A 22,161-nucleotide genomic window follows, 5' to 3' on the forward strand; every position below is an offset into this window, starting at 1 on the left:
GTTAGGGCACGCACAGTCGAGGGCGATCAGATACCCCTCACCGGACTGATCACCGGTGGCACGTCTTCACCCGGCGGGCCACGGGCACGCCATCTGCCGACTCACGCTGACCGTCCTGGTCCTGCAAGACCGTCGCGGCGGGTGGCGTGCCACACACCTGTGCCGCCCTTTTCCGCTTCCGAAAGGACCCCAGCACGTGAGCACCGAAGTGACCACGGTTCCTGATTCTCGCCCCCCACTGTCATTGCTGCACCCGCCGTTGCCCGCCCGGTCACTCGTCGACATCGGACCTGTCTCGGAGCGCCCGGCGGCCCTGGTCGGCAACACTCCGGTGATGCGGATCGCCGAACCGTTCGCGCCGGCCGGGCACGGGTTCTGGGCCAAACTCGAGGGGTTCAATCCCGGAGGAATGAAGGACCGGCCGGCCCTACATATGATCGAACGCGCGAAGGCGCGGGGGGATCTCTCCCCGGGCGCACGGATCGTGGAGTCGACCAGCGGGACTCTCGGGCTGGGGCTGGCTTTGGCGGGCATCGTGCACGGTCATCCGGTGACGCTGGTGACCGACCCTGGGCTGGAGCCGATCCTGACCCAGATGCTCGCCGCGTACGGCGCCGAGGTCGACTTGGTGACCGAACCTCATCCGACCGGAGGTTGGCAGCAAGCGCGCCGAGACCGAGTCTGTGAGCACCTGGCTTCGGACCCGACTGCCTGGTGCCCGGATCAGTACACCAACCCGGATAACGTCAGCGCGTACCAGCCGCTGGCACTCGAGCTATTGACCCAACTCGGGCACATCGACGTACTGGTCTGTTCGGTCGGCACCGGTGGACATTCAGCTGGGGTCAGCCGCACCCTGAGGCAGTTCCTGCCAGACCTACAGCTCATCGGGGTCGACACCGTCGGGTCGACGATCTTCGGCCAGCCCGCGCGCAAGCGGCTCATGCGAGGCCTGGGCTCGAGCATATACCCGGAGAACGTCGACTACTCGGCGTTCTCCGAGGTGCACTGGGTGGCGCCCGCGGAATCGGTGTGGGCGTGCCGGACTCTTGCCGCGACGCACTATGCCACCGGCGGCTGGAGCGTCGGTGCCGTCGCCCAAGTGGCCGGATGGATCGCCGGCACTCGCTCGCCTGACACGGTCGTCGCCGCGATCTTCCCCGACGGCCCCCAGCGCTATTACGGAACGGTCTACAGCGACGAGTTCTGCAACGCCAACGACATCAATCCGACCGTGGCGCCGCCGTCGGCGCCGATCACCATCTCCGACCCGACCTCCACTGTCGTGCACCGCTGGTCCCGCACCACCGCTGTCTGCAACCCGCTGACCATCGTATGAGGGGGCCGCTCGCCACGTTCCGAACGTTCGACCGGCCCAGCCAGGTGTTGATGGTCAATCAGTTCACCATCAACCTGGGCTTCTACATGCTCATGCCCTACCTCGCCGGGTACCTCGCAGGCCCCGTCGGGCTCGCAGGCTGGGCCATCGGGCTCGTCATGGGGATTCGCAACTTCTCCCAGCAGGGCATGTTCCTCATCGGCGGCACCCTCGCCGACCGTCTGGGGTTCAAGCCCCTTATCGTCGCTGGGTGTCTACTGCGGACCATCGGATTCGCCTTGCTGGCGACGGTGGACTCGCTACCCGCACTACTCATCGCATCCGCAGCTACTGGGTTCGCCGGGGCGTTGTTCAACCCAGCCGTGCGCGCGTACCTCGCCGCCGACGCCGGCGACCGGCGGATCGAGGCATTCGCCATCTTCAACATCTTCTACCAGGGCGGCATCCTCATCGGCCCGCTGGTCGGGGTGGCACTGATGGCCTTCGACTTCCAGGCGACATCGGCGGTCGCCGCCGGAGTGTTCGGCGTGCTGACCATCGCACAGATCCTCGCGCTGCCGCGCGACCGACGCGATCGCACGGACCTAGCCGGCCCACGGCAGTCGGTCCTCGCTGACTGGCGGATTGTGGCCGGCAACCGCCCGTTCGTCCTGTTCTCCTGCGCGATGATCGGCTCGTACGTGCTCTCCTTCCAGGTCTATCTCGCGCTGCCACTGCACGCGGCGTCGATCACAGGCAGCGAGCAGGCCTCGTCGTACCTGGTCGCAGCCGTGTTCGTGGTCACCGGTGTGATTGCCGTGGCCGGGCAGCTGCGGATCACCGCGCTGTTCCGCAGCAGGTTCGGGCCCACCCGTAGCCTTGGCATCGGGATGGCGCTGATGACAGCTGCGTTCGTGCCGCTCGTAGCCGTGCCGACCACGGCGCTGGCCGGGCAGGCCGCCGCGATCGCGGCGCTGTTGCTGGCGGCAGCGGGCCTGGCGATAGCCACGGCGACCGTCTTCCCCTTCGAGATGGACACCGTCGTCAGCCTCTCCGGCAATCGACTCGTCGCTACCCACTACGGGCTCTACAACACGGTGGTCGGCGTGGGGATCCTGGCCGGCAACCTCGGCACCGGGGCGCTCATGTCATTGGGGAACCGGCTCGGGTTCCCGGCGCTGATCTGGCTCGTGCTCATCATCGTCGGTTCCGGCGCGGCACTCGCGCTGCGGGCGCTCTATCGAGCCGGCGCGCTGAGTGGGCCCGAGGCCGCGGCCCGCGAGGCGGACGTGGCCGTTGAGGCGGGAAGGGATCGTCGGTGACCTGCTGTCCAGCGTCTGTGCTGCGGTGTTCCGCTACCCAGGGCCCCGACCCTCCGCGGTGGAGGGCTGGGGCCGGGGCGGCGTTAGCTGGCGACGCTGGTGAAGCCACGCAGCCGCAGGCTGTTGCCGACGACGAAGACGCTGGAGAAGGCCATCGCGGCGCCGGCCAGCATCGGGTTGAGCATGCCCGCCGCAGCGACCGGTATCGCAGCGGTGTTGTAGGCGAATGCCCAGAACAGGTTCGTCTTGATCGTGCTCAGCGTTTTGCGAGAGAGCCTGATCGCGTCAACGGCGCTGCGCAGGTCTCCGCGTACCAGGGTGATGTCGGAGGCTTCGATCGCGACGTCGGTGCCAGTTCCCATTGCCAGGCCCAGGTCGGCCTGGGCCAGCGCGGGTGCGTCGTTGACGCCGTCGCCGACCATGGCGACGACCTTGCCCTGATCCTGCAGGCGCTTGACCACCGACACCTTGTCCTGCGGCATCACCTCGGAGATGACCTCGTCGATGCCGACTTCGGCCGCGATTCGTTGTGCGACGGCGGCGTTGTCACCGGTGAGCAGCACCGGCTTCAGTCCCAGGGCCCGCAGTTCGCTGATCGCCTGGGCGCTGGTCGGCTTGACCGCGTCAGCGACAACGAGGATGCCCGTCGCCTGGCCGTCCCACCCGACCGCCACGACGGTCTTGCCGTCCGCTTCGGCGTCCCGTTTCACGGCCGCCGTCCGAGGGGAGAGTTCGAGTGCCCAGTCGGCCAGGAAACTCTCGCGGCCCACGATCACGGCATGCCCGTCGACCACGCCCTGCACCCCTTGCCCTTCGACGTTGGCGAAACCTTCCGGTGTGGGCAGTTCTCCGCCACTGTCGCGAGCCGCGGCGGCAATGGCCTGGGCGATCGGATGCTCGGAGGCGTTCTCCAGCGCGCCGGCTAGCCGTAGCAGTTCGTCAGAGTCGGTGCCGTCCTCTGCAATCACCTCGGCCAGCGTCATCTTGCCGGTCGTGACCGTTCCGGTCTTGTCGAGCACGATGGTGTCGACTTTGCGGGTGGACTCGAGCACTTCCGGGCCCTTGATCAGTACACCCATCTGGGCTCCACGACCCGTTCCCACGAGAAGCGCTGTCGGCGTGGCCAGTCCAAGTGCACACGGGCAGGCGATCACGAGCACGGCGACCGCGGCAGTGAACGCGGCCGCGACGGGGAAGCCAGCACCGAGCCACGCGCCGAGGGTGGCGAACGCGATCGCGATGACGATCGGCACGAACACACCCGAGATCCGGTCCGCGAGCCGTTGCACCTCGGCCTTCCCCGTCTGCGCGTCCTCGACGAGCTTGGCCATCTGCGCGAGCTGCGTATCCGCTCCGACCCGGGTGGCGCGCACCTCAAGCCGTCCTCCGGAATTGACCGTCGCTCCGGTCACCGTGTCCCCAACGGAGACCTCGACCGGGACGGACTCGCCGGTCAGCATCGACGCATCGATGGCCGAGGATCCGGACGTGACCACCCCGTCGGTGGCGACCTTCTCCCCCGGTCGGACCACGAAGGTGTCGCCGACGGCCAGCTCGGCGACCGGGATCCGAACCTCCGCGCCGTCACGCAGCACTGCCACGTCCTTGACGCCGAGCTCGAGGAGCGCGCGCAATGCTGCTCCGGCCTGCCGCTTGGACCTCTTCTCGAAGTAGCGGCCGGCGAGCACGAACACCGTGACCCCTGCGCCGACCTCGAGGTAGATGTTGCCTGCTCCGTCCGACGGAGCGATCGAGAACTCGAACCCGTGTGTCATCCCGGGCGTGCCCGCGGTGCCGAGGAACAACGCGTACAGCGACCACAGGAACGCTGTTAGGGTGCCCATCGAGATGAGGGTGTCCATGGTGGCGGTTCCGTGTTTGAGGTTCATCCACGCCGCCCGATGGAACGGATAGGCACCCCAGACGATCACTGGCGCAGCGAGCGTGAGCGATGCCCACTGCCAATAGGTGAACTGTAGGGCCGGTGCCATCGCCATCGCGACTACCGGCACCGCCAGCACAGCCGAGCCGATCAGCCGCTGCCTCAGGGACGTCAGCTCCGGGTCCATGTCCTCGCCGGCAACCCCAGCACCAGGTCCTCCAGCCCCCGGCGTCGAGGACCGCGGGAGAGTCGCCGAGTAGCCGGTCTTTGCCACCTCGTCGATCAGCGCCTGCGCATCGAAACCCTCGGGGACGTGCACCTTCGCCTTCTCCGTGGCGTAGTTCACCGTGGCCTCGACCCCATCGAGCCCGTTGAGTTTGCGCTCGATCCGGTTCGCGCACGAGGCGCACGTCATCCCGCCGATGTCCAGCTCGACACTACGGCCGCCCGACGGCGCTGACACACTCATCATTTTCCTCGATCCGTACTTGCGGTCTATCGCCAGGCCTGTGGCCCGCGCTGCTTCATTGCGTCACTGCTGGTGGCCGCCACCGTGCGGGGCGCCCGGTTCACTCGCCGGCACGGCGGGCGATCCACCGGGGGCACGGTGCTCCCACCGCGCGACCGCCGAGTCGGGTACTGCCACCCCACCGATCACATACGCGCTGGCGAAGACACCGGTCACCGCAACCACGTAGACGATCAGCCTGCGCATGGCACTCATGGATTGCGCACTGCCGAGTAGCCAGCCTCTTCCACCGCGGCGAGAACCCGCTCGTCGGTCACCTGCTGCGCTCCCGTGACACGCAGCCGACCCGTCTGCGCGCTGACCTCGATGGACTCGACACCGGGGATAAGGCTGACCTCCTCACGGATGGACATTTCGCAGTGGCCGCAGGTCATGCCTGTCACCTGGTATTCGCTGGTCGTCATCGCCTTCTCCTACCCAGTTCAGATACCCCCTGTGGGTATCTCCAAATCATGCTTAACATACCCCAGGCGGGTATGTCTAGGCCCTCCTGTCGCGGCGAGTGCGCCGGAGCGGTGGTCGCGCGGCCGATCCCGAGCAACCCTTGCGGTCAATACCCCGCCGGGGTATATATTCGGGGTACCCGGCTGGGGTACCCGTTCAGGTGAATGTGAGACGGTCGGGGGGCCTGAGATGAAGGAGTTCGACGATGACCGACAATGCACACCGACAGTCTTGCTGTGGGCACACCGGCCCCGGCGAGCAGTCGCTCGAGCTGACCCGCAGCGCCCGGCAGGCGGGCACAGGCGGTACCGACACGGCGGAGTGCCCCGTCATGACCGGCACGGTGGTGGACAAGTCTGCCGCTGTCAGCAAGGGCCTCTACCGCGACTTCGAGGGCACGCGGTACTACCTGTGCTGCGCCGGGTGCGGGCCTCGGTTCGACGCCGACCCACACAAGTACGTTACGGCGGCCTCGGCGTGAGCACCGATATCCCCGCGGTTGCGGTCGAGCGGGCCGAGTGCTGTGCGGCGCAGCACGGGTATTTGACCGATAAGTCGCGCTATCTGATGCGGGCGAAGCGGATCGAGGGACAGGTGCGTGGCATTGAGCGGATGATCGATGAGGACCAGTATTGCATCGACATCCTGACCCAGATCAGTGCCGCGACGAGCGCCCTGCAAGGGCTCGCCTTGGCGTTGCTGGATGACCACATGCGGCACTGCGTCGTCCAGGCCGCCCGCTCAGACCAGCAGGAACTCGACACCAAGCTGAACGAAGCGACTGCCGCGATCACCCGTCTCGTCCGATCATGAGTCCACCCGGGGTGTCGTCCCGGTGGCTGTCGTTTCCGCGAAGGAGCACGTTATGGAGCACGGTTCGCATACCGATCACACAGGACACGCCGGTCACGGCGTTGGGCCCGAGGTGCCACAGGGGCTGCAGGTCGCCGCTCGAGGCTATCGCTTCGAACCGGCGATCCAGATCGTCGACGCCGGGACCGTGGAACTTCGCTTTGTGATCCTCGGGCCCGACGGCGAGCCGCTAGTCACCTTCGAGGAACGTCACGACAAGCAGTTGCACTTGATCGTTGTGAGCCGCGACACCAGCGTCTTTCACCACGTCCATCCGTCGATGGACAGTGCCGGGTCCTGGACTGTGCAGCTGGCGCTCACGCCGGGAGTGTGGCGGGTCTTGGCCGATTTCGTGCCGCAGGGCGCGCCGGACGGGCTCACGCTCGGTGCCGACCTGTTCGTGCCTGGCGGGTTCCATCCTCGGCCCTTGCCTGAGTTGAGAAGGGCCTGGACCGGCGGCGACTACACCGTCACGCTCGAGGGCGATCTCGTTGCCGCCCAAGCCGGGGAGCTGCAGGCCGTCGTCACCTGGAATGGCGTCCCGGTGACCGATCTGCAGCCCTATCTTGCTGCGTACGGCCACCTGGTGGCGTTGCGGGCCGGTGACCTCGCTTACCTGCATATCCATCCCGAGGGGAGCCCGTCGGACCCGCAGACGCCTGCAGGTCCCCGGATCCGGTTCCACGCGGTCGCTCCCTCCGTGGGAACCTACCGGCTGTTCCTGGATTTCCGACATCAGGACACCGTCCGGACCGCGGACTTCACCCTCGTTGCCACCGGAGGCACCACCGGTGCAGTCACTGGCGGTGCGAGCGCGCACCACCATCAGTAGCGCTGATTCAGGCAGTACTAGGTTTTCCGGAGCCCGGGGTGGCGTGCGTTGCGGGCCCTGTTCGATCGACGTCGTCGCCAACTAGTTGGGAGCCATCGTGGGGCCTTTTTCTCATCGCGATTTCCGCCTGTTGTTCAGTGCGCAGATCGTTGCGCTGCTCGGCACCGGGCTAGCGACGGTCGCCCTCGGGCTGCTCGCCTACGACATCGCTGGCTCGTCCGCAGCGGTCGTCCTGGGAACGGCGCTGACGATCAAGATGGTTCTCTATGTCGTTATCGCACCGGTGGCGGCGGCGTACGTCGACCGGCTGCCGCGACGCGCGTTCCTGATTGCGCTGGACCTGTTCCGTGCGGCGATCGTGCTGGCGTTGCCGTTCGTCACTGAGGTCTGGCAGATCTACGTGCTCATCGGATCACTGCAGGCGGCGTCGGCCGCGTTCACGCCTACGTTCCAAGCCGTGATCCCCGACATCATCACCGATGAGCGCGAGTACACCACTGCGTTGTCGGCCTCGCAAGTTGCCTACACGATGGAGAGTCTGGTCAGCCCGGTCGTGGCGGCGCTGGCGTTGCTGGTGATCGAGTTCAATGTGCTCTTCGTCGGTACCGCGATCGGGTTCGTCCTGTCCGCGGTGCTGGTGCTGCAAGCCAAGGTACCCAACGCGAAACCGTCGGGCGCCACGCGGCCAACGGACCGGATCTTCGCCGGTCTGCGGATTTTCACAGGTACCGCCAGCCTGCGAGGAGTCATCGCGGTCAATTTCGCTGTCGCCGCGGCCGGTTCGATCGTGGTGGTGAACACCGTCAACTACGTCCGTGACCGACTGAGCGGGTCCGAGTCCGACGTCGCGTGGATGATGGCGGCGTCCGGCGGTGGGACCCTAGCTGTGGCACTAGCGGTACCACGCTTGCTCGACCGGGTGACCGCCCGCGCCGTGATGCTCACCGGAGCGGGCCTGCTCACCGCCGCGGCTACTGCGGCGGTTGCCATGGCTGCGGTGGACCGGCCGAGCTGGGCGGTGACCGCGGCGATCTGGCTGGCGAGCGGTGCCGGCTCAGCGCTGGCTATCACCCCGACCGGAAAGGTGCTGCGGTCTGCTGTGGCGCCGGCAAACGTTGCTTCCGTGTTCGCGGCGCAGTTCTCGCTCTCGCACCTCGCTTGGCTCATTGCCTACCCGATCGCGGGTTGGGGGGCCACACGATTCGGTCTCGTACCCGCGTGGGGTGTACTCGCGCTGATCGCCGCCGCCGGTGCGATCGCCGCGCCGCTGCTCTGGCGGCGCGGTGCCCTGCCCGCTGGCACGCAGGTACCGGCCCCCGCGGAGGAAGGCGGCGCGGTCCCACCCGATCAGGCATGGCGTCACGCTGCGGCCGCCGACGGGACCCTGACCGAGTGCCAGTGTACATGCACACAAGCCGCGTAACGCCCAGGCGACGAAATTCCAGCACCTGCGCCGTCCCATCGCGGCCGCCTCGTCTATGGCAGGCAACCAATCCTGATCCGTACAAGCTGGCCGCCCCGCTCACCACCGTCCGGTGGGTGGATACTGACGCTATGGCGACAAGCGACGAGGCTGCGCAGTTCGTTTCAGGCAATGCCGGCTGGCCCAGATCCTGTCCGATCCGGAGCGCCGGACGCGCGTAGACGCCATCACCACAGAGATGGCCTTGCTCGACCGTCAATACCGCGCGGCTGTACGGCTCCTCGACGGCGCGCTAGCCGCGAAGACCACCACTGGCGAGTCCCCCAAGGTTCGAACAAGGCAGTGCAGGCCAAAGAGCAGGACGACGCCGCAGGCGGCCGCCACAACCGCGTCATCCGCACCGCGCCCCACGCTCTCGGGCGGGTGGTCCTCCGGTGCCAATACCGGCGCCTATACGCGGAACTGCGGTGGACCGATGCGACGAAGCAGCACGCCGAGTACCTCGGCGAGATGACCTGGCAGAGCCGCGCCGACAACCTCGCCGCCGCCTGGAGCGCAGCACACGCCCGCGGTCTCACCGCGAAGGTCCTCGAGGAAGGGTCCGCCGAAACCGGTACCAGGTAACCGCTCCGGTGCCACGCCCCTACTGCAGCCAGCGGGCGCCGTCCTCGGATGCACGTGCCAGGACGGTGTCCAGGCGGCGGGGATCACGCGGGCCGCGGGTGAGGTAGGTGATCGCCGTCTGGTCATCGAGGTCCGCCGACGGCGCGCACATCCAGCACGCCGCCGTCCACGGCTCGGCGGCGCGCCGCAGGGCCTGCCAGACGGTCAGCAGCCGCTCATCCACCCAGCGACCGTCGGGGAACTGCCACGCAGGGAACACCGGTGTGCCGCCGGCCAGCGGCACCCAGATCACCTGCTCCGCGGCGACCATCCGCGCCAGGTCATCGCCATCTAGACCGAGGTACCCGGTGACACCATCGGCGTCGTAGAAGGGACCGACGAGCTCGTCGAGTATCGCTGCCGCAGCGGCGCCGGCGCTCGTCTCGTCCACGCAAGGTGATGATCCGCGCGGCCGGTGCACTTGTCCACCCGAAATGACCCGCACCCAGAGCTGGCCCAGAAGTGGATACTGACGACCATGACGGAAAGCGGCGACGAAGTGCGGTTCATCTCCGGCGATGAGCGACTGGCGCGGATTCTCGCCGACCCGCAGCGGCGGGCCCGGGTGGACGCCATCACCGCCGAGATGGACCTGATCGATCAGCGGTACCGCACGGCCGCCCAGCTGCTCGACGACGCAGTGCCACGACAGCCGCAGAGGTCGGCGCCCGCGCGACCGCCGCGGTCCTCACCGCACTCCAGCGTCACCTCACCGCCGCGGGCGTCCGCGAGGTCAGCATCACGCTCACATTCGGCGATCACGACGTGACGGTGCCGTGGATCCGGTTCGCCGGACATCGCCTGCCAGACACCGACGACTGATCACCGTGCACCCGGACCCACACCGACCCTTCTAGTCCGGTGCGGACTCGTCGAGGGTGAATCCGCTCGCCTCGGCGTCCGCGGCGCACAGGGTCCGGACCCAGCTCCCGCGGCGCGTGAGGCCACCGTCACCGCCGCACTGCTCGCACATACGCTCGGACCGCCGTTCCGCCGCCCGGATCAACTCGTCGAAACCCGGCCGGGGCCGGTCCGGTTCGAACTCGACGTAGTACCGCAGGCCGCCGAACTTCTCCTTGATCTGAATCAGCTGGTAGCCGGGGTCGATCGCCGCCAGCTCCCGGTCGAGATCGACGATCAACCGGTACCAGCCAGGCCCCACATCCAGGGACCCGTACCACCCCGGAAGGAACCGGGCACGGATCCCCGCCAGATCATCCTCACTCACTTCGTCGGCCATGCAGGCCAGCCTGCCAAGACGCCTGCACCGCGGAGTGACAGGCCCGGCACCACCCCCGACTCCACCGGTTCGGTGCGCAATCACCGCCGGGGAACTACCCACAACCCCGGGGAAGCGATGGATCCGTGCCGACGCACTGCGACCCCGACCACCCTGCCTACAGGCCGAATGCGCCGCCCGAGACGAGGATGATGACCCCGAGGGTGATCAGCACCAGGGGAAACAGCACGCTTTCCCCTCGTTCGAGGATCTCGGCGATGCGGCGGCGGGTGGCGACGTACCGGGCAATGGACACCAGTGCCCCCACCAAGATCACGAAGACCACGCAGTAGGCGGCGATCGCGGTGTGGTTGATGCTGGCGAAGACGGGCACGTACACGCCGATGTTGTCGCCGCCGTTGGCGAAGGTCACGCCCGCCACGCCCAGGACGCCGACCGCGTTGCCCGCCCCCTTCCCCGTCGCGCAGTCACCATCGCCGCTGCCGCTGCCGCGGTATTCGCGCCAGCTCGACCACGCTGCCCGCAGCCCCAGGATCAGGGGGACGAGCCCGAAGTACGGGATCGCCGCGACGGGGAGGAAGGCGCCGGCGCCGAGGGCGATCAGCACTGCGGCAGCGAGGATGCCGGCGAATCCGAGGTACTGCCCGGCGGTGATCTTGGCCGTCAGGTGCCGCTGGCCCGCGCCGCGGGCGAAGAACAGGGAGATCACGATGATGTCGTCGATGTTGGTGGCCACGAACAGGCCCACGGCTTGCAGCACGGTCGAGATCATCACCGGCCACCTGCCCGTGATGTGAGCGCTGACCCGGCGGGTGACGTGACGGAGGTCGTCGCAGCGGCAGTGGTGGTGGCCGGGGCGGTCGCGCGGTCGAATCGGCGGGCGCAGTCGGCTGAGCAGAACCACCATCGGCCGGTGTCGGTGTGCCGGTGTGCGGGGGCGGTCGCCGGGTCGATGCGGGCGCCGCAGATCGGGTCGTGCGGGTGCCGGGTGTCGGTGAAGGTGATGCTGTGCAGTTCGATTGGGGTGCTGATGTTGCGCAGGTTTCGCGGGCCGAGGGCGGTGGTGGGCACACCGGCGCGGGTGGCGGCGGGCAGGAGCGGGTCGGTGAGGACGGCGTGGCCGGCGCCGGCGAGGGCGGTGATGCGGGCGGCGATGTTGACCGCGTGCCCGTACAGGTCGCCGTCGCGTCGGAGGGCGGTGCCGTGGTGGATTCCGGCGCGGAGGGCGAGGAATCCGTCCTCATCGGCGGCGTGCCCGGCGAGCGCGGTGATCGTGGCCAGCATCGCATCGGTGGTGTCGGCGGTGAGCATCACCGCATCGCCGATGGTCTTGACCAGCCGGGCCTGCGGGTGCAGGGCTCGACGGGCGTGCTCAGCCAACCGGAGCGCAAGCTCGGCGGCTTCGTGGTCGCCGCACATCTCGGTGAGCACGCTGTAGCCGGCGAGGTCGACGAATGCCACGGCGACCTCCACCTGTTCGAGGCCGTCCAGCTCGGGCCGCGCACCGTGGTGATGGCCGCGGCCGAGCCGGTGTTCGGGCCCTGGCGTGGTCATCGGCCTGCGGTGCGGGTCGCGCGGAAGCGGGTCAGTGCCGCGTTCTCCCGGACGGTGACCTCCCGCAGCGGCAGGCCTGCCAGGTGCGGGCGCAGCTGGCCGCGGTCGATGAACCGGTGCGGTGCGCCTTCGAGCCGGTGCAGGATCCGCGCCGGCGCGGTGCCGAGCAGGTCGTAGCCGACCAGGGTTCCGCCGGGGCGCAGCACCCGGACGGCTTCGCGGAGGGCCTGCTCCCAGTCGACGACGTGGTGCAACATGATGAACGAGACGACGGTGTCGAACTCGTCGTCGCCGAAGGGCAACGCGGCGGCGTCGGCCACCCTCGCCTGCGCTCGGTCACCGAAGCGCTGCAACCGATCCTGCGCGGCGGCGACCATCACCGGGTCGAAGTCGGTGACGGTGAGCTGCACCTGATCCGCAGGGGCGCTCGCCGCCAGCAGCTGCGCGGCCATCGCGCCGCCGCCGCCGCCGATCTCCAGCACCCTCCCCGTAGGGCGCACGCCCTGCAAGGTCCACGGCAACACCCACCGCCGTGTCGCTGCCTCCCACGGCGTGCTGCGGCAGAACAGGGACTCGATCGTCGACATCGATGGCATACCCAGCAGCTCCCAACACCGCTCACGGCCACCGATCGGCGGCCTGTTCCTCGCGAGAACTCGATTACACCACAGAATACCGCTATCATCGTCGTATGACGATGAATGAGTGTTCGGTGGCGACGGGCGCGCAGCTCGATCCCGCGGTCGCGTTGTTCCACAGCCTCTCCGACGGGACCCGGCTGGCGATCGCGACGCGGCTTGCCCACGGTGGCGAGGCCCGGGTGGCGGACCTGATGGCCGAGCTGGGCCTGGCGCAGTCGACGGTGTCGGCGCACGTGGCGTGCCTGCGGGACTGCGGTCTGGTGCAGGGCCGCCCGCAGGGGCGGCAGGTGTTCTACAGCCTCGCCCGCCCGGAGCTGATGGACCTGCTCGCGGCGGCGGAGACGCTGCTCGCGGCGACCGGCAACGCGGTCGCGTTGTGCCCGAACTACGGCACCGACAGCGCCACCTGCTGCAGCCCGGACGCTGTGACGACCGAGGAGGCTTCGGCGGCGAAGGTGGTGCGGCGATGAGTGACGCGTGCGGCTGCGGGCACGACGAGCCCGCCGGCGAGGACGAGCAGGCTCCCGGGCAGTGGTGGCAGGTGCGGGAATTGCAGGCCGCCGCGGCCGCGGCGGTGTTCCTACTCGCCGCATACATCGTCGGGTGGGCCGGCGGCCCGCAGCGCCTGTCACTGGTGCTGGAGTGGATCGCGCTGCTGATCGGGGCGTGGACTTTCGTGCCGTCCACGCTGCGGCGCCTGGCCCAGGGCAAGATCGGCGTCGGGATACTGATGACGATCGCCGCCGTCGGCGCGGTGATCCTCGGCGAGGTCGGCGAGGCGGCGATGCTCGCCGTGCTGTTCGCCATCAGCGAGGGCCTCGAGGAGTACGCCGTCTCACGGACCCGCCGCGGCCTGCGGGCGCTGCTCAACCTCGTCCCCGACACCGCGACCGTCCTGCGCGACGGCACCCCGGCCACCATCTCCCCGGCCGAGCTGGCGGTCGGAGACCGGATGCTGGTCAAGCCCGGCGAGCGGATCGCCACCGACGGCGTGATCCGCGACGGCCGCACCGCCCTGGACGTCTCGGCGATCACCGGCGAATCCGTGCCCGTCGAGGCCGGACCCGGCGACGAGGTGTTCGCCGGGACGATCAACGGCACCGGCGCCCTCACGGTCGAAGTCACCACCACCGCGGAGAACAACTCGCTGGCCAAGATCGTGCAGATCGTCGAGGCCGAACAGTCCCGCAAGGGCGACGCACAACGCCTCGCCGACACCATCGCCAAGCCCCTGGTCCCGGCGATCATGATCTTCGCCGCCGCGATCGCGATCCTCGGGTCCCTGCTCGGTGACCCCGCAACGTGGATCGAACGGGCCCTGGTCGTGCTGGTCGCCGCCTCCCCCTGCGCACTGGCGATCTCCGTCCCCGTCACCGTCGTCGCCGCGATCGGCGCCGCCAGCAAGATCGGCGTCCTGGTCAAGGGCGGCGCCGCCCTCGAGGCCCTCGGCCGGGTGCGGACGGTCGCCCTCGACAAGACCGGCACCCTGACCGCGAACCGCCCCGCCGTCGTCGACATCGCCACCATCACCGACCCGGCCACCGACCCGGCCGGCCCCTCCGTCGAGGCGAGCGACCTCGGCTCGGGCGTCCGGTCGCCGGAACAGGACCGGGTGCTCGCCGTCGCCGCGGCGCTCGAAGCCCACAGTGAACATCCCCTCGCCCGGGCGATCCTCACCGCCAATGGCGACCGCATACCGGCGGCGGTCGATGTGCAGGCCGTCCCCGGGGCCGGGCTGACCGGGCTCGTCGACGGGCGGCCCGCCCGGCTCGGCCGGCCCGGCTGGATCGACCCGGGCCCACTTGCAGCGCGGGTCGCGGCCATGCAAGCCGGCGGCGCCACCGCGGTCCTCGTCGAAGACGACGGGCAGGTCATCGGGGCGGTCGCCGTCCGCGACGAGCTGCGTCCTGAAGCCCGCGAGGTCATCGATCACCTGCACCGCGGCGGCGCCACCGTCGCGATGCTCACCGGCGACAACACCGCCACCGCCACCGCCCTGGCGAAGATCGCCGGGATCGACGACGTACACGCCGACCTGCGGCCCGAGGACAAGGCCCGGATCATCGGCGAGCTCCGCAAAGACCGGTTCACCGCGATGGTCGGCGACGGCGTCAACGACGCCCCCGCCCTCGCCACCGCGGACCTCGGCATCGCCATGGGCGCCATGGGCTCGGACGTCGCGATCGAAACTGCCGACATCGCGCTCATGGGTGAGGACCTACGGACCCTGCCGCAGGCCCTCGATCACGCCCGCCGGGCCCGGAACATCATGCTGCAGAACGTGGCCCTGTCCCTCGGGCTGATCGCGATCCTCATCCCGCTCGCACTGTTCGGCGTCCTCGGCCTCGCCGCCGTCGTCGCCGTCCACGAACTCGCCGAGATCGTCGTCATCGCCAACGGCGTCCGCGCCGGCCGCGTCACCGCGCTCCCGCCGGCTCCCCCAGCAACGAGCCGGCGGCCGACGATTCAGCAAGCGGTGTAGCGCCACGCCACGGGCCTCCGCGCGGGTACTGGGGCGGGATCAGTGCGGTCTGCGGGCGGTGCGGCTTGCGTTCGCGGACTCAGGTCCGGGCGGGTGAGCTGCTCGGTGTCCTTCGGGATTTCAGGGGACACCGAGGAAGGACAGTCGCTTGTGCTCGGTGCTCTGCTCGCCGTCACCGAAACATGCGCGGCTCGGTCCGTTCGTTTGGGTTCGAGGGATGTCCCTGGTATTTCGCGCGCGCATTTCGCACACCGCTCCTACCAAGCGGCGGGCCACCGTCGAGCAACCTCCGAATTGGTTACTGGCACGCTTGTACCAATGTCCCGGAGATCAGATCGCAACCGCACCCCTCGCCCGAAGCCCGCGCCCGCACCGCTGGATCACACACCGCTGATGACGGCATTGCGGCAGGTGGAGATCGCCGTCGCCGGGTTCAACCGCGAGGCCGCGCGGATCGAGAGCGAGTACGGCATCGCCATCTGTCCCGAGCGGGTCGTCAACACTCCCGAGACCACTGGCCTGGCACACTACATCGAGGTCGCGATCGGCATCGTCGCACGTAAGCTTCCCGTGGCGGTGTATGGGTCGGACGGCCGGCGCTGGACCGGCGCCCGGTCTCCGCGGCAGGTGTTCGCGCTGTACGAGGCGGCCGGCGACAACACCGCTGACTACCTGACGCAGATGGCTCTCAACGTCGAGCGGATCAAGGCCAAGAAGGACGACCTCGACCGCAGCCTCAAGAGGAAGTGCCTGCGGCCGAAGACGAACGGGAAACCGTGTCAGATGCGGCCGCTGTATCAGGCCGGAGTGGGCCACCAGGACGGGTTCGGTTGCTGGCGCCATGCCACCGACGACGAGAAGCTCGAGCTGGAGAAGTCGCGTATCGCCATCGAGACCAAGACCGGTTGTCCGGGGTGCAAGGCCGGGCCTGGCGAGGCGTGCTTGATCCCCACCGAGGACGGCCTCACTCCCGCCCAGGCCGGCCTGACGATGGTCGACGGCGAGTGGCCCCGTGTGCGGGTTCTCGGTGGAGCCGAGATCCACGTCCCGCGGATCGAACTGATCCATCCTCGCGTCCTCGAGCCCGCCGAGTAGATCCGCCAAGGACGGCACGCGAACCCCAGGCCCAAAATCATGGGCGCACCCGGCAGCGGCGCCCCAAATCAACTCCGCCTAGCGTTCGGGACAGTGAGCCTGACCCTATACCCCTATACGAGGAGTCCCATGACGGATGAACCGGATGTCCAGCAGCCGCCCGACGGCAACGATCCACCGTCGGAGACGGTGGATGAGCTCACGGACGGTATGCGCGGCCGGTGGGTGGTGGCCTCGCAGGGATCAACGCACCTGTGGGACCTGGATGCGTTGACGTACACGCGTCGTCCCGGCCCCGCCAGCCCGTCTGGGGCGTTCGACTACGACGGCATCGCGCACCGGATCACAAGGGTCACCCGCTGGCCGCGTGTCGGTGACCAGTCACTGGTCTGGTTCGACGATCCCGCGAGCCCCTTCGACACCGAGCAGTTCCGCCGCTCGTCGGTGATCGTGTCGATCACCCGCGCCCCAGAGCTGGCGGATGAAGAACCAGACGGTTCTGAAGTCGGTGACGCCGGCTGAGTCCGGTAGGTGTAGGCGGCAGTCAGCTGCGTCGTTCGATGAGGACGACGTCGCGCCAGCGGCCGTCGCGTTGGCCGATGCGTTCGCGGGTGCCGACGGTGCGGAATCCGGCGCGCCGGTGCAGGGCGAGGCTGGCGTGGTTCTCGGGGAAGATCCCGGTCTGGATGGTCCACACCCCGGCGGCGTCGGCGGAGACGATGAGGGCCTGCAGCAATGTTGCCCCGACACGGTGGCCGGTGTGGTCGGGGTGGACGTAGATGCTGTGCTCGATGACGCCGGCGTAGACGCAGCGCCCCGAGACGGGCGCCGCGGCGACCCACCCGGTGACCTGCCCGGTCGGGGTGAGAGCGACGAATCGGTGCTCGGGTAGGTGTCGTTGGTCGAAGTCCGTCCAGCTGGGTGCGGTGGTTTCGAAGGTGGCGTTGCCGGTGTCCATGCCGGCTTGGTAGATCGCGAGGACCTGTGGCCCGTGCTCGGGCCGCATCGCGACGATCGCCGGGGCCGCCGCCGATGCGGCGGGCCCGGGGGTGTCGTGGTCGGTGCTGGTCACCTGTTCAGGCTAAGGGCGCTGCGCTGGTGGTGCAGCTGGTGTTCGCGGACCCAGTTCTGGGCGGCGACCTGCACGGCGTCCCAGGGGGACCCGAGGGGCGGGGTGTAGGACAGGTCGAGCTCGGAGAGGGCGTCGACGGTCATTCCGTGGTGCAGGGCGGTGGCGTAGGTGTCGACGCGCTTGGAGATCTCGGCCGTGCGGTGCCCGATGAGCTGGGCGCCGAGCAGTGCGCCGGTGTTCTGGTCGCCGGTGATCCGGATGCTGATGGTGGTGGCGCCCGGGTAGTAGGCCTTGTGATCGTCCGGTGTGGAGGTCGTCGACACCGGTACCCAGCCGCGGGCGGCGGCGAGGGCTTCGGTGGCTTTGAGGCCGGTGCGGGCGGCGACGAGGTCGAAGATCTTCACGACTTGGGTGCCTAGGGAGCCGGTGTAGCGGGCGGTGCCGCCGAGGGCGTTCTCGCCGGCGACGCGGCCCTGCTTGTGCGCGGTGGTGCCGAGTGGGAGCCAGGTGATGCCGAGCTGGCGGTGGTGGGTGTGCACGGCGTCGCCGGCGGCGAAGACGTCGGGCAGGTTGGTGCGCATCTGCTCGTCGACGGCGATGGTGTTCTTGATGCCGAGATGCGCGCCGGCTGCGGCGGCGAGAGTGGTGTCGGGGCGCACGCCCACGACGACGAGCACGAGATCGGCGGTGAGGTGGTCGGTCTGGCCGTCGCTGCTGGTGGTGACGGTCAGGGCGCCGGTGTCGGTGCGGTCGACGGCGGTGACCAGGGTGTGGGTGCGGACGTCGACCCGGTTGCGGACCAGTTCGTCGTGGACGAGGGCGCCGAGTTCGGGTTCGACGGTGGGGAGCACCTCGGGGAGGGCTTCGATCTGGGTGACGGTGATGCCGCGGGCGGTGAGACCTTCGGCCATTTCGAGGCCGATGTAGCCGGCGCCGATGATGATCGCGGTCTTGGGATCCTTCGTGGTGAGGGTGTTCATCACGGCGAAGGTGTCGCCCATCGAGTGCAGCAGGTGCACGCCGTCGTCCGGGCCGAGGTGGTCGAGGCCGGTGATCGGCGGCCGCACGGAGACGGCGCCGGTACCGATGACGAGGGTGTCGTAGTCGAGGTCCCGGGCGGCGCCGTCGGGGCCGGTGACGGTCAGGCGGTGCCCGTCCGCGTCGATGGCGGTCGCTCTGGTGTCGGTGTGCACGGTCATGCCGGTGGCGGCGAGGTCGGCGGCGGTGCGGTGGGCGAGGTTGCTCCAGTGGGTGACCTCGCCGGAGACGTAGTACGGGATGCCGCAGATGGAGAAGTTCGGGTAGGCGTCGGCGACGACCACGGTGACCTCACTGGTGGGGTCGAGTTCGCGGGCCCGCAGGGCGGCGGAGATCCCGGCGTCCGATCCGCCGATGGCGATGATCTTGCGTGCAGACATGGGGTGTCGGTTCCCTTCCAAGAACAGGCGAATGAGGTGTGGCAGGCACAAGCGGTGCCGACAGCCTGCGATCAGGAGTGTCGAGCAGGTCGATCACGGGTTGGGTCAGGTGGTGGCGGGATGGAGCTCGGTGAGGAGGGCTTTGACGCGGCGGTCGAGGTCGTCGCGGATCAGGCGGACGGTCTCGATGGGGTGGTTGTCGGGGTCGGCGACCTGCCAGTCCAGGTACCGCTTGCCCGGGTAGACCGGGCAGGCGTCGCCGCAGCCCATGGAGATCACGACGTCCGCGGCCGCGACCGCGTCGTCGGTGAGCGGCTTGGGGAACTCGGCGGCCAGGTCGAGTCCGACCTCGGTCATGGCCTGCTCGACGATCGGGTTGATCACCGCGGCCGGCAGCGAGCCGGCGGAGCGCACGTGTACCGCCCCGGCGGCGTGGTGCGTCAGGAGCGCGGCGGCCATCTGCGAGCGGCCCGCGTTGTGGACGCAGATGAACAGCACCTCGGGCACGGTTTTGGTGCTCGCACCCGTCGACTGCGCCAGGGCGGAGAGGCGCTCGGCGGCGAACCGGCCGGCGAGGGTCACCAGGTGGGTGTGGATGCGGGCGGTGCGCCGCAGTGCGGTGTAGGACTCGAAGACGACCCGTTCGACTGTCTGCTCGGAGACGATCCCGCGGTACTGGGCGGCGAGCCGCTCCGCGGTCCGCGCCAGCAGGGCCTGGGGCATCAGCAGTTCTGGTGTTCCGGCCGACTCGGTAGAGGCGTTGGCGTTCATCCGACTTCTCCCGCTTCTCGGGCTTCCCGGCCTGCTGGGGCGCTACCGGGTGGTGAGTTCGGCTGCCAGCGCGGTGACGCGGGCGGCGATGTCGTCGCGCACGAGGCGCATCCGTTCGATCCCGTCGATGCCCCGCTCCGACGGCTCGTCGGTGTCCCAGTTGACCAGCGCGACGCCGTCCGGGGTGTCGACGACGGCTTCGCGGCCGAGCGTGACCACCAGGTCCACCCGGGCGAGCAGCTCGGGGTCGATGGGCTTGGGGGTCTCACCGGTGATGTCGACGCCGATCTCGGCCAGGGATTCGGCGGACAGGCCGTTGACCGCGCTTCCGGGCTTGGTGCCGGCCGAGTGGACCTCGACGGCATCGCCGGCGGTCTTGCGCATCAGTCCGGCGGCCATCTGGGACTTGCCGCCGTTCTTCACGCACACGAACAACACGCTCGGCGTGCGGGTTTCGTTGTCGGGCATCAGTTCACACTCCTGGACGGATCCGCGCTAGCGGCGGTAGACGATGTGGTGAGGGGGAAGCGCTTGCGCAGGGCCAGCGAGACATAGACCAGGGCCACCAGGACGGGTACCTCGATGAGCGGTCCGACCACCCCGGCCAGGGCCTGCCCGGAGGTGGCGCCGTAGGTGGCGATCGCGACGGCGATGGCGAGCTCGAAGTTGTTGCCCGCGGCGGTGAACGCGAGGGTGGTGGTGCGCTCGTAGCCCAGGCCCATGGCGGCGCCGAGGAGGTACCCACCACCCCACATCACGGCGAAGTACGCCAGCAGCGGCAGGGCGATGCGGGCGACGTCCCAGGGGCGGGAGGTGATCTGCTCGCCCTGCAGGGCGAAGAGGATGACGATGGTGAACAGCAGCCCGTAGAGCGCCCACGGTCCGATGCGCGGGAGGAACTTCGCCTCGTACCAGTCGCGGCCCTTGGTCTTCTCCCCGATCCGGCGGGAGAGGTACCCGGCGAGCAGCGGGATGCCCAGGAAGATCAGCACGGACTTGGCGATCTGCCACGGCGAGGTGCTGATGGTGGTCTGTTCGAGGCCGAGCCAGCCGGGCAGGATCGAGAGGTAGAACCAGCCGAGGACGGCGAACATGATCACCTGGAACACCGAGTTCAGCGCCACGAGGACCGCGGCGGCCTCCCGGTCGCCGCAGGCGAGGTCGTTCCAGATGATCACCATCGCGATGCACCGGGCCAGGCCGACGAGGATCAGCCCGGTCCGGTATTCGGGCAGGTCGGGCAGGAAGATCCACGCGAGGGCGAACATCAGCGCCGGTCCGAGGACCCAGTTCAGCAGCAGCGAGCCCAGGAGGAGCTTGCGGTCGCCGGTGACGGTGTCGAGGCGGTCGTAGCGGACCTTCGCCAGCACCGGGTACATCATGATCAGCAGCCCGAGTGCGATCGGCAGGGAGACGCCGTCGACCTGGATCTTCTCCAGCGCGGTGTTCAGGCCCGGGATCATCCGGCCGAGCAGCAGTCCGGCGACCATCGCGACGCCGATCCACACCGGTAGGAACCGGTCGAGGGTGGAGAGCTTGCCGACGACCGGCTGATGCTCGGTGGTCGGGGCGGGGCTGGTCACGAGAGAACCTCCAACGAGGTGGCGGGTTCGCCGGACTGCAGGATCCCGGCGAGCGAGGACAGGACTTCGGGGATGACGCGGTAGTACACCCACGAGGCGCGGCGCTCGGACTCGAGCAGGCCGGCAGTCTTGAGGACCTTGAGGTGGTGCGAGATCGTGGGTTGCGAGACGTCGACCGCCGGGGAGATGTCGCAGACGCAGGCCTCGCCGCCCTCGTGGCTGGCGATCAGGCTGAACAGGCGCAGGCGGATCGGGTCAGCCAGGGCCTTGAACACCGCCGCGAGGTCGACGGACTGCCCCTCCGACAGGGGCTCGCGGACCAGCGGTGAACACCGCACGGTCACGTCGGTCAACGGAATCGAATTCGACACACATCGATATTGACAGATATCGATTCGGATGGCAAGGCCGAGCCGCGGCTCCACGACGAGGCGCCTCTCCGAATTCCGGAGAGGCGCCTCGTGCGTATCAGCTGCCGTGGCTACCGCTTGTCGCGCGGCGGAAACGGGTCGTTGCCAGGGGCGATGGTGTCGGAATCGCGGATCCGACCGTCGCGCCCGTGGATCTGCACCTCACCTCCCCCGGCGTTGGTGACGATCTCCCGAGCGCGGGAGATGGCCTCCACCTGGGTGTCGGTGTGGGCACTGGCACGACTGCCACCGGGCTTCGTGACATCCCAGCCACCGCCGGGGTTCGGAACGACGCTGCGTCGATTCTGATTGCTCATCGTTGAGCCTCTTCTGCGCGTCTTGTCCAGGGGCAGACCGGGACAAGCTGGTAGCGCGTCGAGTTGTGACGGGAAGCGACGGAGATTAGGGTACGAATCCTCTCACAGATCGGACCCGGGACCTCTTCGCCGCTTCAAGCGGCCGAGGGGTCCCGGCGCCTTCTGCACCTGTGTTCGATCTTATTCGAGCACCCTGACACCTTTGCGGAGCACAAGCACTTGTGTCGAGCGTGTCGCATCAGCACTACCGGTTGTAGTTGCGATCGGCGACGCAACTCGAAGGGCGCCGTCGTCGGTCTGCTCGGTTCTCGGG

The 22,161-nt window shown here is 68.9% G+C and carries 26 protein-coding genes; 11 read left to right on the plus strand and 15 right to left on the minus strand.

All coding sequences use genetic code 11. The features are described 5' to 3' along the window. The first annotated feature begins 259 nt into the window (after nucleotides 1–259). Nucleotides 260–1,339 (plus strand): PLP-dependent cysteine synthase family protein, encoded by a 1,080-nt coding sequence (locus ACLQ3K_RS16990; protein WP_068537251.1) that lies wholly within the window; start codon nucleotides 260–262, stop codon nucleotides 1,337–1,339. Further along, nucleotides 1,336–2,640, plus strand: a complete 1,305-nt coding sequence (locus tag ACLQ3K_RS16995; RefSeq protein WP_068537254.1) for an MFS transporter — start codon at nucleotides 1,336–1,338, stop codon at nucleotides 2,638–2,640. Before ACLQ3K_RS16990 ends, ACLQ3K_RS16995 begins: the two co-directional genes overlap by 4 nt. Nucleotides 2,641–2,723: 83 nt before the next feature. Here the strand turns inward: ACLQ3K_RS16995 and ACLQ3K_RS17000 are convergent, their stop codons facing one another. Together ACLQ3K_RS17000 and ACLQ3K_RS17005 are read right to left on the minus strand one after the other, a co-directional pair. Next, nucleotides 2,724–4,985, minus strand: coding sequence for a heavy metal translocating P-type ATPase (locus ACLQ3K_RS17000; protein WP_414929908.1), 2,262 nt, complete (start codon nucleotides 4,983–4,985; stop codon nucleotides 2,724–2,726). 257 nt (nucleotides 4,986–5,242) lie between these two features. Then, complete coding sequence (locus tag ACLQ3K_RS17005; protein WP_019201623.1) at nucleotides 5,243–5,455, minus strand: heavy-metal-associated domain-containing protein; 213 nt, start codon at nucleotides 5,453–5,455, stop codon at nucleotides 5,243–5,245. 245 nt (nucleotides 5,456–5,700) lie between these two features. On the opposite strand from ACLQ3K_RS17005, the gene ACLQ3K_RS17010 reads away from it, so the two are divergent. From ACLQ3K_RS17010 to ACLQ3K_RS17030, 5 genes are all read left to right on the plus strand, one after another. Next, a complete protein-coding gene (locus tag ACLQ3K_RS17010) occupies nucleotides 5,701–5,976 on the plus strand; it encodes a YHS domain-containing protein (RefSeq protein ID WP_019201622.1) in 276 nt (91 codons plus the stop codon). Continuing rightward, nucleotides 5,973–6,308 (plus strand): metal-sensitive transcriptional regulator, encoded by a 336-nt coding sequence (locus ACLQ3K_RS17015; protein WP_019201621.1) that lies wholly within the window; start codon nucleotides 5,973–5,975, stop codon nucleotides 6,306–6,308. The genes ACLQ3K_RS17010 and ACLQ3K_RS17015 overlap by 4 nt, the downstream gene beginning before the upstream one ends. A 52-nt stretch (nucleotides 6,309–6,360) precedes the next feature. Continuing rightward, nucleotides 6,361–7,179: a hypothetical protein gene (locus tag ACLQ3K_RS17020; protein WP_040765953.1), complete on the plus strand. Its 819-nt coding sequence runs from the start codon at nucleotides 6,361–6,363 to the stop codon at nucleotides 7,177–7,179. A 97-nt stretch (nucleotides 7,180–7,276) separates the two neighbouring features. Beyond that, on the plus strand, nucleotides 7,277–8,602 hold the full coding sequence (locus tag ACLQ3K_RS17025; RefSeq protein ID WP_019201619.1) for an MFS transporter: 1,326 nt from the start codon (nucleotides 7,277–7,279) through the stop codon (nucleotides 8,600–8,602). 342 nt (nucleotides 8,603–8,944) lie between these two features. Further along, nucleotides 8,945–9,226, plus strand: coding sequence for a hypothetical protein (locus tag ACLQ3K_RS17030; protein WP_019201618.1), 282 nt, complete (start codon nucleotides 8,945–8,947; stop codon nucleotides 9,224–9,226). A gap of 19 nt (nucleotides 9,227–9,245) precedes the next feature. Here ACLQ3K_RS17030 and ACLQ3K_RS17035 read toward each other — a convergent pair whose 3' ends face one another. From ACLQ3K_RS17035 to ACLQ3K_RS17060, 6 genes are all read right to left on the minus strand, one after another. After that, nucleotides 9,246–9,656 carry a hypothetical protein gene (locus ACLQ3K_RS17035; RefSeq protein ID WP_019201617.1) on the minus strand — a complete coding sequence of 137 codons (411 nt, stop codon included), beginning with the start codon at nucleotides 9,654–9,656 and terminating at the stop codon, nucleotides 9,246–9,248. A 209-nt stretch (nucleotides 9,657–9,865) separates the two neighbouring features. Continuing rightward, a complete protein-coding gene (locus tag ACLQ3K_RS17040) occupies nucleotides 9,866–10,027 on the minus strand; it encodes a hypothetical protein (protein ID WP_415676219.1) in 162 nt (53 codons plus the stop codon). A 91-nt stretch (nucleotides 10,028–10,118) separates the two neighbouring features. Next, nucleotides 10,119–10,505: a hypothetical protein gene (locus ACLQ3K_RS17045; RefSeq protein WP_126195756.1), complete on the minus strand. Its 387-nt coding sequence runs from the start codon at nucleotides 10,503–10,505 to the stop codon at nucleotides 10,119–10,121. A 157-nt stretch (nucleotides 10,506–10,662) separates the two neighbouring features. Beyond that, complete coding sequence (locus tag ACLQ3K_RS17050) at nucleotides 10,663–11,280, minus strand: cadmium resistance transporter (RefSeq protein WP_068526155.1); 618 nt, start codon at nucleotides 11,278–11,280, stop codon at nucleotides 10,663–10,665. Next, on the minus strand, nucleotides 11,277–12,059 hold the full coding sequence (locus tag ACLQ3K_RS17055) for an adenylate/guanylate cyclase domain-containing protein (RefSeq protein ID WP_068537260.1): 783 nt from the start codon (nucleotides 12,057–12,059) through the stop codon (nucleotides 11,277–11,279). The genes ACLQ3K_RS17050 and ACLQ3K_RS17055 overlap by 4 nt, the downstream gene beginning before the upstream one ends. Continuing rightward, nucleotides 12,056–12,655: a class I SAM-dependent methyltransferase gene (locus tag ACLQ3K_RS17060; RefSeq protein ID WP_426000875.1), complete on the minus strand. Its 600-nt coding sequence runs from the start codon at nucleotides 12,653–12,655 to the stop codon at nucleotides 12,056–12,058. The genes ACLQ3K_RS17055 and ACLQ3K_RS17060 overlap by 4 nt, the downstream gene beginning before the upstream one ends. 95 nt (nucleotides 12,656–12,750) lie before the next feature. Between ACLQ3K_RS17060 and ACLQ3K_RS17065 the strand changes: the two genes are divergently transcribed. The 4 genes from ACLQ3K_RS17065 to ACLQ3K_RS17080 all read left to right on the plus strand — a co-directional run bounded on the left by ACLQ3K_RS17065 (nucleotide 12,751) and on the right by ACLQ3K_RS17080 (nucleotide 16,799). Beyond that, nucleotides 12,751–13,170: an ArsR/SmtB family transcription factor gene (locus ACLQ3K_RS17065; protein WP_051158840.1), complete on the plus strand. Its 420-nt coding sequence runs from the start codon at nucleotides 12,751–12,753 to the stop codon at nucleotides 13,168–13,170. Next, the gene (locus ACLQ3K_RS17070) at nucleotides 13,167–15,182 is read left to right on the plus strand and encodes a heavy metal translocating P-type ATPase (protein ID WP_019201610.1); all 2,016 of its coding nucleotides are present in this window, start codon (nucleotides 13,167–13,169) and stop codon (nucleotides 15,180–15,182) included. Before ACLQ3K_RS17065 ends, ACLQ3K_RS17070 begins: the two co-directional genes overlap by 4 nt. A 411-nt stretch (nucleotides 15,183–15,593) precedes the next feature. After that, a complete protein-coding gene (locus ACLQ3K_RS17075) occupies nucleotides 15,594–16,277 on the plus strand; it encodes a hypothetical protein (protein ID WP_068526157.1) in 684 nt (227 codons plus the stop codon). A gap of 129 nt (nucleotides 16,278–16,406) precedes the next feature. After that, nucleotides 16,407–16,799, plus strand: coding sequence for a hypothetical protein (locus ACLQ3K_RS17080; RefSeq protein ID WP_019201608.1), 393 nt, complete (start codon nucleotides 16,407–16,409; stop codon nucleotides 16,797–16,799). Between the two features lie 22 nt (nucleotides 16,800–16,821). Here ACLQ3K_RS17080 and ACLQ3K_RS17085 read toward each other — a convergent pair whose 3' ends face one another. The 7 genes from ACLQ3K_RS17085 to ACLQ3K_RS17115 form a co-directional block, all read right to left on the minus strand. Beyond that, a complete protein-coding gene (locus tag ACLQ3K_RS17085) occupies nucleotides 16,822–17,349 on the minus strand; it encodes a GNAT family N-acetyltransferase (RefSeq protein ID WP_426000876.1) in 528 nt (175 codons plus the stop codon). Then, on the minus strand, nucleotides 17,346–18,767 hold the full coding sequence (locus ACLQ3K_RS17090) for an FAD-dependent oxidoreductase (RefSeq protein WP_019201606.1): 1,422 nt from the start codon (nucleotides 18,765–18,767) through the stop codon (nucleotides 17,346–17,348). The genes ACLQ3K_RS17085 and ACLQ3K_RS17090 overlap by 4 nt, the downstream gene beginning before the upstream one ends. A 105-nt stretch (nucleotides 18,768–18,872) precedes the next feature. Further along, the gene (locus ACLQ3K_RS17095; RefSeq protein ID WP_040765946.1) at nucleotides 18,873–19,538 is read right to left on the minus strand and encodes a three-helix bundle dimerization domain-containing protein; all 666 of its coding nucleotides are present in this window, start codon (nucleotides 19,536–19,538) and stop codon (nucleotides 18,873–18,875) included. A gap of 42 nt (nucleotides 19,539–19,580) precedes the next feature. Further along, nucleotides 19,581–20,006: a low molecular weight phosphatase family protein gene (locus ACLQ3K_RS17100; RefSeq protein WP_019201604.1), complete on the minus strand. Its 426-nt coding sequence runs from the start codon at nucleotides 20,004–20,006 to the stop codon at nucleotides 19,581–19,583. Further along, nucleotides 20,006–21,121 (minus strand): ACR3 family arsenite efflux transporter, encoded by a 1,116-nt coding sequence (gene arsB / locus ACLQ3K_RS17105; protein WP_426000877.1) that lies wholly within the window; start codon nucleotides 21,119–21,121, stop codon nucleotides 20,006–20,008. The genes ACLQ3K_RS17100 and arsB overlap by 1 nt, the downstream gene beginning before the upstream one ends. Then, nucleotides 21,118–21,492: an ArsR/SmtB family transcription factor gene (locus ACLQ3K_RS17110; RefSeq protein WP_019201602.1), complete on the minus strand. Its 375-nt coding sequence runs from the start codon at nucleotides 21,490–21,492 to the stop codon at nucleotides 21,118–21,120. The genes arsB and ACLQ3K_RS17110 overlap by 4 nt, the downstream gene beginning before the upstream one ends. Nucleotides 21,493–21,602: 110 nt before the next feature. After that, nucleotides 21,603–21,848, minus strand: coding sequence for a DUF2188 domain-containing protein (locus ACLQ3K_RS17115; protein ID WP_040765944.1), 246 nt, complete (start codon nucleotides 21,846–21,848; stop codon nucleotides 21,603–21,605). Between the last annotated feature and the right edge of the window lie 313 nt (nucleotides 21,849–22,161).

The organism is Tsukamurella sp. DT100, from assembly GCF_049844855.1.
GTDB lineage: Bacteria > Actinomycetota > Actinomycetes > Mycobacteriales > Mycobacteriaceae > Tsukamurella.